Source organism: Streptomyces marokkonensis (assembly GCF_039539045.1).
Taxonomy (GTDB): domain Bacteria; phylum Actinomycetota; class Actinomycetes; order Streptomycetales; family Streptomycetaceae; genus Streptomyces; species Streptomyces marokkonensis.
In genome coordinates, this window is the sequence record NZ_BAABCQ010000190.1 from 1 (window position 1) to 14394 (window position 14394).

13 protein-coding genes are annotated in these 14394 nt (G+C 73.0%); 4 read left to right on the plus strand and 9 right to left on the minus strand.

Annotated elements, in window-relative coordinates; all coding sequences use genetic code 11:
- Nucleotides 1-112 precede the first annotated feature (112 nt).
- Nucleotides 113-1450 carry a M6 family metalloprotease domain-containing protein gene (locus ABEA26_RS31195; protein ID WP_345596825.1) on the minus strand — a complete coding sequence of 446 codons (1338 nt, stop codon included), beginning with the start codon at nt 1448-1450 and terminating at the stop codon, nt 113-115.
- Nucleotides 1451-1792: 342 nt separating this feature from the next.
- On the opposite strand from ABEA26_RS31195, the gene ABEA26_RS31200 reads away from it, so the two are divergent.
- A complete protein-coding gene (locus ABEA26_RS31200) occupies nt 1793-3799 on the plus strand; it encodes a putative bifunctional diguanylate cyclase/phosphodiesterase (RefSeq protein ID WP_345596827.1) in 2007 nt (668 codons plus the stop codon).
- Here the strand turns inward: ABEA26_RS31200 and ABEA26_RS31205 are convergent.
- The 3 genes from ABEA26_RS31205 to ABEA26_RS31215 all read right to left on the minus strand — a co-directional run bounded on the left by ABEA26_RS31205 (nt 3775) and on the right by ABEA26_RS31215 (nt 6008).
- On the minus strand, nt 3775-4875 hold the full coding sequence (locus ABEA26_RS31205; protein ID WP_345596829.1) for an LLM class flavin-dependent oxidoreductase: 1101 nt from the start codon (nt 4873-4875) through the stop codon (nt 3775-3777). The two genes, ABEA26_RS31200 and ABEA26_RS31205, sit on opposite strands and share 25 nt — an antisense overlap.
- A gap of 80 nt (nt 4876-4955) precedes the next feature.
- The gene (locus ABEA26_RS31210; RefSeq protein ID WP_345596831.1) at nt 4956-5150 is read right to left on the minus strand and encodes a DUF397 domain-containing protein; all 195 of its coding nucleotides are present in this window, start codon (nt 5148-5150) and stop codon (nt 4956-4958) included.
- 6 nt (nt 5151-5156) lie between these two features.
- On the minus strand, nt 5157-6008 hold the full coding sequence (locus ABEA26_RS31215) for a helix-turn-helix domain-containing protein (RefSeq protein WP_345596833.1): 852 nt from the start codon (nt 6006-6008) through the stop codon (nt 5157-5159).
- 222 nt (nt 6009-6230) lie between these two features.
- Between ABEA26_RS31215 and ABEA26_RS31220 the strand changes: the two genes are divergently transcribed.
- Entirely contained in the window at nt 6231-6662 is a 432-nt protein-coding gene (locus ABEA26_RS31220; RefSeq protein WP_345596835.1) for an ATP-binding protein, read from the plus strand.
- 12 nt (nt 6663-6674) lie between these two features.
- Here ABEA26_RS31220 and ABEA26_RS31225 read toward each other — a convergent pair whose 3' ends face one another.
- A complete protein-coding gene (locus tag ABEA26_RS31225) occupies nt 6675-6971 on the minus strand; it encodes a VOC family protein (RefSeq protein ID WP_345596848.1) in 297 nt (98 codons plus the stop codon).
- A 127-nt stretch (nt 6972-7098) separates the two neighbouring features.
- Here ABEA26_RS31225 and ABEA26_RS31230 point away from each other — a divergent pair, with 127 nt between their 5' ends.
- Nucleotides 7099-8085 (plus strand): helix-turn-helix transcriptional regulator, encoded by a 987-nt coding sequence (locus ABEA26_RS31230; RefSeq protein WP_345596837.1) that lies wholly within the window; start codon nt 7099-7101, stop codon nt 8083-8085.
- 271 nt (nt 8086-8356) lie between these two features.
- Here ABEA26_RS31230 and ABEA26_RS31235 read toward each other — a convergent pair whose 3' ends face one another.
- Genes ABEA26_RS31235 through ABEA26_RS31250 form a run of 4 tightly spaced genes read right to left on the minus strand, consistent with a single transcriptional unit; the run spans nt 8357 to nt 13533 of the window.
- Entirely contained in the window at nt 8357-9730 is a 1374-nt protein-coding gene (locus tag ABEA26_RS31235; RefSeq protein ID WP_345596839.1) for an AAA domain-containing protein, read from the minus strand.
- On the minus strand, nt 9727-11367 hold the full coding sequence (locus tag ABEA26_RS31240) for a hypothetical protein (RefSeq protein ID WP_345596841.1): 1641 nt from the start codon (nt 11365-11367) through the stop codon (nt 9727-9729). Before ABEA26_RS31240 ends, ABEA26_RS31235 begins: the two co-directional genes overlap by 4 nt.
- The gene (locus tag ABEA26_RS31245; protein ID WP_425587925.1) at nt 11358-12683 is read right to left on the minus strand and encodes a hypothetical protein; all 1326 of its coding nucleotides are present in this window, start codon (nt 12681-12683) and stop codon (nt 11358-11360) included. Before ABEA26_RS31245 ends, ABEA26_RS31240 begins: the two co-directional genes overlap by 10 nt.
- Nucleotides 12580-13533, minus strand: a complete 954-nt coding sequence (locus ABEA26_RS31250) for a phosphatase PAP2 family protein (RefSeq protein ID WP_345596843.1) — start codon at nt 13531-13533, stop codon at nt 12580-12582. The genes ABEA26_RS31245 and ABEA26_RS31250 overlap by 104 nt, the downstream gene beginning before the upstream one ends.
- Before the next feature lie 197 nt (nt 13534-13730).
- Between ABEA26_RS31250 and ABEA26_RS31255 the strand changes: the two genes are divergently transcribed.
- Complete coding sequence (locus ABEA26_RS31255) at nt 13731-14327, plus strand: histidine phosphatase family protein (protein ID WP_345596846.1); 597 nt, start codon at nt 13731-13733, stop codon at nt 14325-14327.
- Nucleotides 14328-14394 lie beyond the last annotated feature (67 nt).

Genomic DNA, 14394 nt, shown 5'->3' on the forward strand with positions numbered 1-14394 from the left:
GCTGACTCTTAATCAGCGGGTCCGGGGTTCGAGTCCCTGGCGGCGCACAGACGGCGAAAAGGCCCCTCGCCCAGGCGGGGGGCCTTCTCGCATGCTCAGAGGCGTCGGGGGGTCATCCGTCCGGCCCCGGCGTGACCTGCACCGTCCACGCCCCCGACCCCGTCCGTCCCGCCACCTCCACCCGTACGCCCTCTCCCGGCACCGTGAAGCTTTCGCCGAGGCTCACCGGGGCGTCGGCGAGCGGGGGGTAGACCGAGTCCTCCCAGCAGGCCTCGGTGTCCGGGTGGGCGTCGATCACCTCGATCGGCCCGTCGCCGGACTCCGCCCCGCTGCGCACCCGGTACACCAGTACTCCCGCCCGGCAGGCGGCGGCGTCGTCGCCGACCGGCCCCCGGGCCTCGAAGGCGAGCACGCTGTCCGCCCCGGTGCGCACCACCGCGAGCTTGGTGCCCCGGCCGAGACCGAAGGCCGGCGCCCCGGCGGTACCCGTCACCACCACCCCCGGCCCCGCCCCCAGCGGCTCCAGTGTCAGCCGGGTGGGCCCGCCGCCCCGCACGCAGGCCACCTGCCGGGGTCGCAGCCAGCCCAGCTTCCACTTGTGCCAGCCGAACAGGTCGGGGGCCAGCCCGAACTGGCTGCCCATCAGGTCCCAGTCGCCGACGTGGGTGTCCCAGTCGCCCTCGCCGTCGACGGGCCGGTGGTACAGGTCGGGCAGGTCGAAGACGTGCCCGGTCTCGTGGGCCAGGACCAGCCGGTCCGGCGGATGGTTCTCGAAGACCGTGACGACCCGCCTGATGTCGGTGCCGTCGGCCCGCATCGGGGTGCTCAGGTTGACGACCTTCGTGGCGTCCGAGTCCACGCCGGGCGCGTCCGGGTCGGCGACGAAGTAGACGACGTCGTAGCGGGAGAAGTCGACGCGCCGGTCGGTGGCGTCGAGCGCGTCCCGCAGGTAGGCGGCCCGGTGCTCGGCACTCCAGTCGCGCTGTATGTCGTACGCCGTCGACGGCCGCGGCATGGGGATCCAGGTGCTCAGCGGATGCGGACGGAGCGTGAACATGCCGTACGAGGCGCGCTGGAAGAAGCGGGTGGTGGCGGGGAAGTGGTCGGCGGCGAGTTCGGCCGGCGCGGTCAGTGGCCGGGAGTCGGGGAAGGAGAGGAACACCATCACGGCGTCCAGCGCGCGGACGGGCCGCGGATAGGCGGCGTTCCAGGTGTCCAGGCCCTCGGAGTGGTGCACGTCGGTGCGCTGGAGCGCGCAGGGCTCGGGGGAGAAGGGCTCGGCGACCGAGGGAGCGGTGACCAGGGAGGTCGCGGCGAGCGCCGACATCGTGGTGCACACCGCAGCCGTGCTGCGCAGCCTGGAGCGGTGCTTGCCCGCCGCCCGGCGGTCCGCGCCGAGCCCCTTGAGGGCCTCCCGGGGAAGTCGCCTCAGGGGGAGCTGGCGCGACACATGGACCTCCGGTGCGGTTGACGGGACACCGCACTCAGCTTGTGCATATTTGTCGTACTACGCACTGTTCGCCTGCACCGGATGGGTGAGTCGCCCGGAATTCCACCGGCGGTCTCCTGCCCGCCGCTCCCAGGGCACTCACAGAACGTCACAACTGGTCGGGGGCGTGTAGAACCCGTCCAGGTGTGAGCGGAAACGACCCGTCGGAGAGATCACTTGGTTCCGAACGCGGAACGGCGGCTGGAAGGGCCCGGTGGCAGCCTCTATGATCGGCACACTTTCCTGCACGAACAGAGCACGAACAGAGCACGAGCAGAGATCGAGGCACTGCGGGAGCGAGCGGTGAACGGAACCTCCGAAGGGCCGGCGCCCGCGGCAGACCTCGACCGGTCGGCCGTCACAGAGAGTGACACATGCCTGGCACCTCGTACTCCTTGTGCGGGGCCCCCGACCTACCGCTCGGCGTTCACGGCCGCCCCCCTGGCCATGGCCGTCGTCGATGCCGAGGGTCTGGTCGTCGGCGCCAACGACACGCTGGGCACCCTGCTCGGCACGGACCCGGCCACGCTGGCCGGCCGCGCGGCGGCCGACCTCGTCGACCTCGCCTCCGACGCCGGCACCTGGCGCGCGTACCGCGAGGTGCTGCGGGGTCGACAGCCCCGGCTGCGCTGCACCCGGCGGCTCAAACGGGCCGACGGGCAGTCCCTGTGGGTGCAGGTGACCCTCGAGCCGCTGGCCGAGTCCGGTCAGGAGCGGGACGGCCTGCTGCTGTCGGTCGCCGACATCAGCGCCCGGCGCGAGCTCCAGGCCCGGCTGCGCCACCTCCAGATGCACGACCCGGTCACCCGGCTGCCCAACCGCGCGCTGTTCTTCGAGCGCCTGACGGCCGCACTGGAGGCGGAGTCGGACGAGCACGGCGGCACCGGCCGGATCGGCGTGTGCTACCTGGACCTGGACGGCTTCAAGGCGGTCAACGACACCCTCGGCCACCGCGTCGGCGACCGGCTGCTGGCCGCCGTGGCCGAACGCCTCACCCGGTGCGCGGAGGACAACACCGCGCACGCCCGGTCCGGCGCCCCGCTGGTGGCCAGGCTCGGCGGCGACGAGTTCGCCCTCCTCGTGGAGGACTCCACGGGCACCGACCAACTCGCCGACCTGGCCGAATCGGTCCTGACGGCCCTCCAGGAGCCCTTCGAGGTCGGTGACCGCCGCCTCTCGGTCACGGCGTCGGTCGGCGTCGTCGAACGCCACATCGTCGGCACCACCCCCACCGCCCTGATGCAGGCCGCCGACACGACCCTGTACTGGGCCAAGGCCGACGGCAGGGCCCGGTGGACGCTCTTCGACCCCGAGCGCAACGCGAACCGCATGACCCGCCAGGCACTCGCCGCCACGCTCCGGCCGGCCATCGAGCGCGGCGAGTTCGCCCTGGAGTACCAGCCGCTGGTCGGCATGGAGGACGGCCGGGTGCGGGGCGTCGAGGCGCTCATCCGCTGGAATCATCCTCAGTTCGGCGTATTGGCGCCGAATCGGTTCATCGCACTGGCGGAGGAGGACGGTTCTATCGTTCCCCTCGGCCGCTGGATCCTGCGCACGGCCTGCCACCAGGCCCGACGCTGGCAGCTCGCCCACCCGGACGACCCGCCGATCTTCGTCAGCGTCAACGTGGCGGTCCGCCAGGTCTGGGACTCGGACCTGGTGGCGGACGTGGCGGCGACCCTGGAGGAGACGGGCCTGGCCCCGAACCTGCTCCAGCTGGAGCTGACGGAGTCGGCGGTGATGGGTTCGGCCGGCCGCCCCCTCCAGGTCCTCAAGGCGCTCAGCGACATGGGCGTCCACATCGCCATCGACGACTTCGGCACGGGTTACTCGAACCTGGCCTACCTCAGCCGGCTGCCGGTGTCGGTCCTGAAGCTGGACGGCGCGTTCGTACGGGGATTCCAGTACGACGGGGTCCGGGAGGGCGGGCTCGGACACGGCGCGGCCGGGGAGGGCGCGGCCGGGGAGAGCGGGGCCCACGGCGGTGGGCTCCAGGGCGCCGGGACGGACGCCGGCGCCGCCCCGTCGGGCGACGTGTCGGTCGACGGGTCCTCGGCCAACCCGGCCGACGAGGTCATCGTCGAGGCGATGGTCCAGCTCGCCCACCGGCTCGGGCTGACCGTCACCGCCGAGTGCGTGGAGACCTCCGACCAGGCGACCCGCCTGCGCCGCATCGGCTGCGACACCGGTCAGGGCTGGCTGTACTCCCGACCGGTGGCGCCGGATCGTATCTCCGCGCTGCTGGGCCCCGCCGGAAGCGGCACGGCCGGCGGCACGGCCGGGGTTCAGGCCGGCGTCGGCAGACCGTAGGCGTCGGCGATCAGTTCGTAGGAGCGCAGGCGTACGTCGCCGCCGTGGGCGTTGGCGGTGAGCATCAGCTCGTCGGCGCCGGTGCGCTTCTGGAGATCGTCGAGGCCGGACCGGACCTCGTCCGGGGTCCCGTGGATGACGTTGGAGTTCCAGGACGACACGAACTCCTCCTCCATCGGGCTGAAGTCGTACGCCTCGGCCTCCTCCGGCGTCGGTACGAGCCCGGGGCGCCCGGTGCGCAGCCGCACCATGTTCAGCGCGGCGGCCATCACCTGCCGGCGGGCCTCCTTCGCGTCGTCGGTCGCGAGCGCGGAGACGCCGATGAGGGCGTAGGGCGCGTCGAGGACGGCGGACGGCCGGAAGGACTCCCGGTACAGGTCCAGCGCCGGGACGGTGTTCTGTGCCGAGAAGTGGTGCGCGAAGGCGAAGGGCAGCCCGAGAGTGCCGGCCAGCCGCGCGCTGAAACCGGAGGAACCGAGCAGCCAGACCGGCGGCCGGTGCGGGGACTGGACGCCGCCGGGGCTGGTCGCCTGCACGGGGCCGGGCACGGCGTGGATACGCCCGTACGGGTGACCGTCGGGGAAGTCGTCGTCCAGGAACCGGATCAGCTCCGCGAGCTGCTGCGGGAAGTCGTCGGCGCCTTCGTTGAGACGGTCGGTGCGGCGCAGGGCGGCGGCGGTGGCCCCGTCGGTCCCGGGAGCGCGGCCGAGGCCGAGGTCGACGCGGCCCGGGGCCATGGCCTCCAGCGTGCCGAACTGCTCCGCGATCACGAGCGGCGCGTGGTTGGGCAGCATGACGCCGCCGGAACCGAGCCGGATGCGGTCGGTGTGGGCGGCCAGGTGGGCCAGGATCACCGCGGGTGAGGAGGAGGCGACGCCGGGCATGGAGTGGTGCTCGGCGACCCAGTACCGGTGGAAACCGCGGGCCTCGCCGAGGCGTGCGATGTCCACGCTGGTCCGCAGCGCGTCGGTGGCGGTACGGCCGGCGCCGACGGTGACCAGGTCCAGTACGGAGAGGGGGACGGGCGCGGTGCCGTGGGCCGTGCCCCGGATCTCCTCTGCGGCGTCTGCGGGCATGGTGGGGAGCCTCCTGTGTCGTGTCATTCGCTGCGGGTCGCTGCGGGTCGCTGCGCGGCGTAACAGGAGGGGGGCTCCGGTTATTCCCCGGTGGGGGGCTTGAGGGCGTTGAGGAAGGCGGTGAAGGCGGGGCCGGGGAAGGTGAGCACGGCCCGGGTGGGGGCCTTGGAGTCGCGGACGGCTATGTGGGGGTGGCGGTGGGCCACTTCCACGCAGGCGTTGCCCTCACCACCGCCCGAGTAGGACGACTTCTTCCATGTGCGGGGGGTCACCATCTGGGCTTACAGCTCCTTCGTCAGCTTGTGGATGAAGTCACGGGAAAGCTCGGGCTCCAACGCGGCTTCTCCCACCTTATGGAACAGTGTTCGAAAGTGACTCAGCTGAGCTTCGGCGTCGACGAAGACGGTGCCGTGAGGGGTGTCGCGAACGACAGTGTCCAACTTGGGGACGGGGCCGCCCGCGTACACCATGGCGCTTCCGGCGCCGGCGAAGCCTTCCGCCGTGAAGGGGATGACGCGCACGGTGACGTGGCCGGAAGCGGAGAGGTCCAGGACATGGTCGAGCTGAGTCCTCATCGCCGCGCTGTCGCCGACCTTGATGCGCAGGGCGGCTTCGTGGATGACGGCCTCGTACGGAACGGCTTGCGGCTGTTCGATGATGCCCCGTCGCTTCATGCGGTGCTCCACCCAGCGCTCCACCTCACCCTCCGAGAACCGGGGGTTCACGTAGTGGAAGAGCGCGCGAGCGTAATCCTCGGTCTGGAGGAGTCCGGGGACGTGCAGGAAGTCCACGTCCCAGCGGAGGGACGCGTGATGCTCCAACTCCGAGAGGTCGAGGAACGAGTGGGGCAGTGAGCCCCGGTACTCCTCCCACCAACCGCGCGTGCGGTCTGTCGCCATCGCGGCCAGCGCCGAGATCAACTCTTCGTCCGAGCAGGCGTAATGCGCTGCGAGGCGCCGTAGGCGTTCCTCGCTCACTCCGGCGATTCCGGACTCGATCTGGCTGATCTGGACGGAGTTCACGCCGAGAAGGGCTGCCGCCTCGGTTGCCTTGAGCCCCGCGGCTTCCCGCATCTTTCTCAGTTCGGCCCCCAGGCGCTCCTGACGTGCTGTGGGCGTGCGTCTCGGCGGCACGACTTCCTCCTCGCTCAACGGATGCCCGCAGGCGGCTCGTTCGGGGCAACGTTACGCGATGGGCTTGCTGAGTAATAAATCTATGACCTACCGTCGGTGACGCGACGCGTACTCGGCGCAATGTTGGGGCGCTGGAAGCGCACCGTTCCGTCCTGCCGTGGCGGGGCGGCAATGACACCGGCGCCCGCCGCACACCACTCCACATCCCCGAAGGGGCCCGGCATGCCTGAAAACGATCCGTGGGAGTACTCCCTCTACATCCCGAACGACCCCCGTGCCGTCACCGTCTGCCGCCGGACCCTCCGGCTGATCCTGACGATGCACGGACTGATCCGGCTGGTCGACGTCGCGGAGCTGCTGGCGACGGAGCTGGTCTCCAACGCCGTACGGCACACCAAGGGGCCCGCCGCCCTGCGGGTGCGCTGGGCGGCGGGCGTGCTGCGCATCGGAGCCTGGGACGCGGACCCGACGCCGCCGCAGCCGCCGGAGTCGTTCGACCGGGACGCGGACCGGGAGGACGGGCGGGGTCTGGCGCTGGTCCGGGCCTGTGCCGACGTGTGGGGGTGGCAGCCGCTGGCACGCGAGGGCAACCGGGGAAAATACGTGTGGTGCCAACTGGATACCGCACCGACCGCCGTGACGTGGACCTCGTGAAGCGGGTGCCGGTCAGTCAACGGGTGATACCCGGATGAGGTTGCCGTCCGGATCCGCGACGACGAAGGTGCGGCCGAAGACCTCGTCGTGCGGTGGTTCGACCACGGTGACGCCCTTGGCGGTCCACGCGGCGTGGATGTCGTCGATGGCCGCCGAGGAGCCCGGGACCATGAGACCGACCTCCGAGGTACGCGGCGTCGATGGTGACACCCGGTCCGCGCGGCCGCTCCAGAGCGCGAACAGCACGCCCGGGGCGACCTCGAACGGCACGTAGCGCGGGGTGGTCATGACCGGCTCGATGTCGAACAGGTCGGCGTAGAACGGTGTCGGGTCTCCTTCCGAGCGGGCCGGGTCCGGCCGTCGGTGTCAGCCTCGCCCGAGAACATGACACGGTCTGTCGTGTTCAGGTGAGCGTTCAGGTGAGGAGGGTCGGCGCGTGAGTCGACCGCAACGCCTGATCGAGCTCCTCACGGCATTGCAGACACGTCGGCGGACCACCGCCGAGTCACTGGCCGAGGAGCTGGGGGTCTCGGCCAGAACGGTCCTCCGCGATGTGCGGGCGCTCCTCGACGCGGGCATCCCCGTCATCACCGAGCGGGGCAAGTACGGCGGTATCAGCCTGCTGCCCGGCGACCAGGTCGACCTGTCGAAGCTGACGACCGGCGAGGCGGACCTGCTGCGGGCGGTCGGACTCGATCTGGACCGGGCCCGCCAGCTCGGCGGCGAAGCGGCCGCCCGGTCGGCCCTGCGCAAGCTCACGCCACGCCGGTCGCCGCCGCCCGCCCGGGACGACCTGCCGCTGTCCCTGGCGGACGTGGTCGCGGTCGACAACCGGCCCTGGTTCGACGACCCCGCGCCCGTGCCCGACGTCGCCGGCCTGGTCCGGGACCTGCGCACCGCCAGGCGGCTGCGCATCGGCTATCGGCACAGCGGCAGCGCGACCGTGCGGGACCTGGTGGTCGACCCGTACGGGCTCGTGCAGCGGGCCGGGCGCTGGTACCTCGTGGCCGACCGTGAAGGGAGGCCACGCATGTTCGCGCTCGCACGTCTCCAGCGCTGGACCCTGCTCGACACCGACCGCGGGTTGCGACCCGGTGCCGACCTCGCCGGCACCGCGCGGGAGCTGAGCGAGGAACTGGAGGACCGGCAGCGGCACGTAGTCGTCACGGCGCACCTCGACGCCGACTGCCTCGACATGGCGCGCCGAGTCCTGGGCTCCCGGTTCCGGACGGCGAGCGCCCGGGGGGACGACGGGCGGGTCGAGATCACCGTCGCGTACGACCAGCTCGACGGTGTACGGCAGCTGCTCCAGTTCAGCGACCACATCGAAGTCGTCGGTCCGGAAACGGCCCGTCGGCTGATCCACCGGCTCGCGACCCGGATCGCCCACGCCCACCCCCCACCCAGCAGCCCGCAGCCGTGAACTTTTCGGCGAAACTGTTCACACACCTCTCAGATGAGCGCCCCAAGGACAAAAGCACCAGATAGTCCTCGCCGTGGAGAGAGCCCCCCGCCCCTCCCCGCTCGCCTCCGCGGATAGTTGCGCGTGGTGCCTGCGTCAGGGCCGCCAGGCCACTCGGTGCTCCGCCAGGTGGGCGAGGACGGCGTGGTTCGCCTCCCACCCGTCCGGGCTGTAACCGTTGGCCGCCTTCGGCGGTGTGCCGGACTCCGTCCGGCGGTTGCTGGGGCGTCGTTCAGGGGCGCCAGGCCACCCGGTGCTCCGCCAGGTGGGCGAGGACGGCGTGGTTCGCCTCCCACCCGTCCGGGAATTTCACCAGCGTGCCCAGCTGGACCGGCTCCGTGGACGGATAGTCGTCCAGCAGCTCGCCCACCCCTTCCCGGCAGACCACGATGCACGCGTGCCGGTGCCGGGAGGCCAGAACGCACAGACGGCCCGTCTCCAGGTGGAAGGCGGTGGCGTCGGGGCGGCCGGACAGCGGGTGGAGGACGACCGTGACGTCGTACTCGCGGCCCTGGAGCCGGTTCGCCGTGTCTACGGTCACCTCGGTCACCCCGAGGTCGGCCAGCGCGGCCCGTACCGCCGCCGCCTGGTCCCGGTGGGCCGTGCCGACGGCGATGCGGCCGGCGGTCAGCGGGGCGGGGTCGGGGGAGCGTTCGGACGTCGCCGCGCCCTCCCGGTCCAGGAGCCGCCGGACCACCGTCGCCACCGCACGCACCGCCTCCGGGTCGGTGCGCGGAGTGTGGCGCCGGGGCAGCTCCAGCAGGCCCCAGCCCGAGCGGGCCGCCTCGTCGATCACCTGGTCGGGGCCCGATCCGTCCGACGCCACCGCGAAGGACAGGGCCCGGTCGCCGTGGTCCGTGCCGCTGCGGAACGGCGTGTACGGGTAGAACGCGTCGGAGACGAGCCGCGCCGCCGACGCCGGCAGGCGCCACGACACCGGCAGCCGGTGCTGGGGGAGCGCGGGGTTGTGGGCGAGGAGTGTCGTCACCGCGGACGCCGACGGGTCGTACGACAGGCCCGCCCACTGCTCGCCGCCCACGGTCGAGAACGGGTCCAGCTGACCCGGGTCGCCCACGAACAGCGCCCGCTCGAAGAGCCCGGCGACCGCCAGCAGCGCGTCCGAGCGCATCTGGTACGCCTCGTCGACGATCGCGTACCGCCACGGCTCGTCCACCTTGACGTGCGCCCACTTCGCGGCCGTGGACAGGACGACGGCCTGCCCGGCGAGATCGGCGGCCTTCGCCGACTTGCGCACGTTCGCCAGCGCGTCGAGTGCCTTGTCGTACGGGTCGGCGTCACTGCTGTGCAAACGGCCCACCGGCAGGTCGGGGTCCTTCTCGGCGAGGCGCAGGACCAGGTCGTCGACCTGGGCGTTGGTCTGCGCCACGACCATCAGGGAATGGCCGGCCTCGGCCAGCTCCAGCGCCGCCCGCACCACGAGCGTGGACTTGCCGGCGCCGGGCGGGGAGTCGACGACGACACCGCGCTCGGTGCCGTGCAGGGTGTCGTGGAGGATCGCGGCGGTGGCGCGGGCGGCCTCGGCGCCCGGGTCGAAGACCGTGGCGGCGGACCGCTCGACGGGGGGCGTGGTGGCCTCGGCCGTCACAGGACGTCCTCCTCGGTCTGGGCGTCGGCCGCCTCCGGTACGGCGGCCGTCTCGCCGGGCGGGCCGCCGTGCGTCCACGGGGTCTGATCCGGGTCGGGAAGCTTCGCCCCGCCCCGCTGCTCGTGTTCGAAGAGGGTGAAGCAGACCCGGTCGCCCTTCTCCGGCACCGACCCGGCCTCCGGCTCCTTGCCGCGGCCCATCCTGTCGACGATCCGCAGGACCAGTGCGCCCTCGTCCGTGTCCCCGTCCCCGTCCTCGGACCCACCCCCGCCGGCCGGTCCGACGTACTCCGCGGCCTGCGGCTTGCCGCCCAGCGACCGGTAGACCTTCACCCGCTCACCCAGGTGCGGGCGGTCGTCCGTGCGGACCGTGACCAGCGGGCGCGGACTGGGCCGCTTGCTCTCGCTGTACGCCATCACCACGTCGGTGACCTCACCGGTGAACGCCTCACCGGACAGCCGCCGCCCGGCCATCACCAGCGGATCGTCCAGCGCCTCCTGGGCCTCCAGCCGGGCCTGCTCGCGCTCGCGGGTGGCGAGCTTGTTCGCCGCGGTCACCGCGTCGTCGCGGCGCGGCTGCGGAGGCTCGCCGGACAGGACGCGGTCGCGGTGGGACGTGAACGACCAGCGGTCGCGGGTCCAGCGGTCCTCGACATGCGCGCCGGCCGGCAGCTCCCGCAGCAGGTCCAGGCCCCGCCACACCGTGTCCCAGGTGGGCCGCGTACGGCTCTCGACCAGGGCGCGGATCTCCCGCTCGGCGGCACGGAGCGCGCCGAGCCGTTCGTCGGCCGCCAGGCCGTCCTCGGCGGCGGCGAGCGCGGTGCGGGCACGGTCGTAACGCTCGATGGCGGGGGCGAGCAGCCTGTTGTCGAAGGCCGGGTCGGTGGCCGGGCCCGCGGGCGGGCACAGCAGCTGGCCGTCGGCGTCGCGGGCGAGTTCCGCACGGTGCGCGGCCTGCGCGCCGGTCGGTCCCGCACCGTCGGCCTCCGGTGCGATCCAGGCCAGCAGCGCCCCCAGGTGCTGGTCCTCCAGCGTGGACTGCCCGGTCGCCCACTGCCGGCCCAGCAGGTCGGTCATGGCCAGCAGGAGGGAGGAGCCCGGGACCCGGGCCCGCTCGCCGTAGTGGGTCAGCCACCGGCCGAGCAGCGGCACCCTCGGCGGCGCGGGGTGCGGTGTCTCCGGGTCCTCCTCCGCCGTACGCCGGAACCGCATCGACCGGCCCAGCAGCCGCACGAAGTCGATACCGGCCCGGCTCGGCACGACCAGCTGCGCGGCGTCCGCGCACAGGTCGACCTCGACCTTGACCCGCTTGCCCGTCTCCGGGTCGGTCTCGGTGCGCTCGGCGGTCTCGACACTGTCGGCGTACGACTCGACGTGCGGCAGCACGATGCCGGCCAGCTCTGCCAGGAACGCGGAGCGCAGGTCGCGGTCGCGGGGCTGCGGGACGACCAGCAGACGCGGCGCGTCCCGGTCGGTGCCGACCAGCGCGCCGAGCGGGGCACCGGCCTCACCGGCGGTGATCAGCGGTACGAAGACCAGCGGACGGTCGGACAGGTGCCGGTGCCGGACGGTGGCGGCGGGCTGGGCACGGCCGGTGCGCACCGCCTCCAGGCGGGCGAGCGTGGTGATCAGTGACACCCGGCCACCCCGATCCCGCCGGATCCGCCGCCGCCGAACCCGCTGCTGTCGCTGTGGCTGCCGCCGGTCCCGATGCCGGCCGTCGCGAGCGCCTCCACCCGTAGGCGGGCCGCCCGGCGCAGGGCGGCCACCGCCGGGTCGTCCGGATCGCCGGCCTCCCCGTGAGCCGCCGCCAGCACGTCCTCCACCGTCGACAGACCGCCGAGCTCGGCCCGTACGGAGCGGCCCAGCGAGGTCACCGCGCCGGCCTCGCGGGACCGGCCGCGGCAGTGGAAGGCCAGCTCGCAGGCGGACAGGCACTCGGGCGCGTACGCCGCCGGAACCGACTCGACCGCGGCCGTCAGCTCCTCGGCCGGCAGCTCGGGAGAGAAGCAGACACCCTCGGGGAGCGTGTCGGCGATGTCCTCGATGCGGGTCAGGCGGGCCAGCTGGCGGTCGGTGACCGCGCGCTGCTTGCGCACGTCGACGGCGGACGCGGTGGGCAGGTTGGAGAAGTCCTTGGGACAGACGAGGAGCACTCGGTGGCGTACGCGCGGGGCGGGATCCAGCCGGGCGGCGACCCGCTCCAGGGCCAGCACGTACACCGCGGCCTGCCGGGCGGCGGCGCCGACCTTCGCCGGGTCGGCCGAGCCGTCCAGCATGGGGAAGGACTTGATCTCGACGACCGTCCAGCTGCCGTCCGGGTGCACCACGACGGCGTCCGGCTCCAGGAAGGCGGGGGAGCCGGCGACGTCGAGGGCGAGCATCGGGTGGTCGAGGAGTGTCCACGTGCCGGGCGTGCCAGGCCTGTCGGGTGTACCGGGTGTACCGGGTGTACCGGGTGTACCGGGTGTACCGGGTGTACCGGGTGTGCCGGTGGCCTCCCGCAGGGCCAGCGAGGTGCGGGCCGCACGGCCCTCGGGGCCGGTCGCGGACAGGTCCGGTACGTGCGCGCCGGCCGGCGGCTCGGCGCCCCGGTCCAGCTTCTCGTGCACGAGCCGCAGCAGCTCCGCGCCGCCGTCCGCCTTGACCCGGGCCTCGAAGGCGTTGCCCCGGGTGAAGGCGAACTGCGACTGTCCGAAGACCGACGGCGAGCCCAGCGCGCTCGCGAGCGAACCCTTGTCCACCCCGGCACCGTCGAGGATCGCGCGCCGACGGCACCCGGGGTTGGCGGCGAGGGCGGCCAGGGCGCGTGCGTCCAGCGCCTTGGCCGGTACGTCGGGCCCGCGCAGCTCAGCGAGCCGGTGCCGGAGTCTCGTCCCCCGCGTCCGAGGGGGCGGGGTCCGGCTCGGCTCCCGCTCCGAACCGCTGCTCGCGCTGCCGTGGAAATCGCTCACCCGCGGAAGTCTGGCATCCACCACTGACAATCGTGGAACCCGTGCCTGCCGGGACCTGCGAGGCGGGGGCGAAACGGGTCACCAACCGAGTCCGTACCCGGTCCGCGGTCCGCAGCACGAACGGCGTCAGCACCAGCCCCGCGCCGATCACGGCCGCGCCGGCGACCGCGTCGAGGAAGTAGTGGTTCGCGGTGCCCATCACCACGATCACGGTCACCAGCGGGTACACGACGCCGGCCACCTTCGCCGTGCGCGTCCCGCCGTAGCGCCACAGCATCACGCCGCACCACACGGCCCAGCCCACGTGCAGGCTGGGCATGGCCGCGTACTGGTTGGTCAGCCCGCCCAGGCCGCGCGGCGCACTCGCCTCGGCGCCCCACCAGCCGTACGAGCTGTACTGCGCCATCGTGTCGACGAAGCCGTGGCTCGCGTCCAGCAGCCGGGGCGGGCAGGTCGGCAGCAGGGTGAAGCCGATGAGGCCGATGAACGTGGACGTCAGCAGCCAGGTGCGGGCGGCCCGGTAGCGCACGCTGCGCGAGCGGAAGATCCAGACCAGGATCGCCGGGGTGACCGCGTAGTGCAGCGACGCGTACCAGAAGTCGGCCGGTATGCCGATCCAGGGGTTGTTGGTGAAGAGGTCGTTGAGCGGGTGCTCCGCGTTGAGGAAGAGCACCTTCTCTATGCGCAGGATGGCCAGGCCGTGGTCGACCGCGTCGGAGACGTCGCCCCGGACGAGGAGGCGGCCCGCGGAGTAGCAGGCGTACACGAGGACGATGAGCGGCAGCTCGGTCCACCAGCGCGGCCGAGGTTTCGGGGCAGCCTCGGTGCCCGGTGTCTCGGTGTGCGGCAATCCGATCGCCCTCCCCCTTCGTTTCTCGCGCGCGCCTCGGACGGACACGGGCGTGCCACTCTACGGCCTTCGTGCGCCCGCTTCGTGGAGCACCCTCGGACCTGGAAGACGCCCACATCGCCCGCCGGGTTGCCCGAGCGCGGTGTGCGCGATGATGGAGGCGTCTCCTCCGACATATCTCCCGGAAAGGCCTCTTCATGGCACCGCGCATCCTGTTGGCCCGGCACGGACAGACGGAGTGGTCGCTGTCCGGCAGACACACCGGCAGGACCGACGTGCCGCTCCTGGAGGAGGGCCGGCGCGGCGCCAAGCTGCTCGGCGAGCGGCTGCACCGGGCACCGCTGGAGGGACTGCCCGGGGTCGAGGTGCGCACCAGCCCGCTGGTCCGCGCGCGGGAGACCTGCGAACTCGCCGGTTTCGGCGAGCGCGCCCGGACCTGGGACACGCTGATGGAGTGGGACTACGGGGCGTACGAGGGCATGACGCCGGACGAGATCCAGGCCGTCCGGCCCGGCTGGCTGATCTGGCGGGACGGGGTCCCGGAGGGGGAGAGCACGGCCGACGTCACCGCGCGCGCGGACGAGGTGGTGGCGTGGGCGCGTGAGACGGACCGCGACGTCCTCGTCTTCGCCCACGGGCACGTACTCCGGTCGATCGGGGCGCGGTGGCTGGGGCTGCCGCTGGACTTCGCGGCGCGGATACGGCTGAACCCGACGTCGCTGTCGGTGCTGGGATGGGCGTACGGGGAGCCGGCCCTGGAGAGCTGGAACGACTTGGGGCATCTGGCGGGCTGACGTCGCCGCCGCCCGCCGCCCGCCGCCCGCCGCCCGCCGCCCGCCGCCCGCCGCCCGCCGCCCGCCG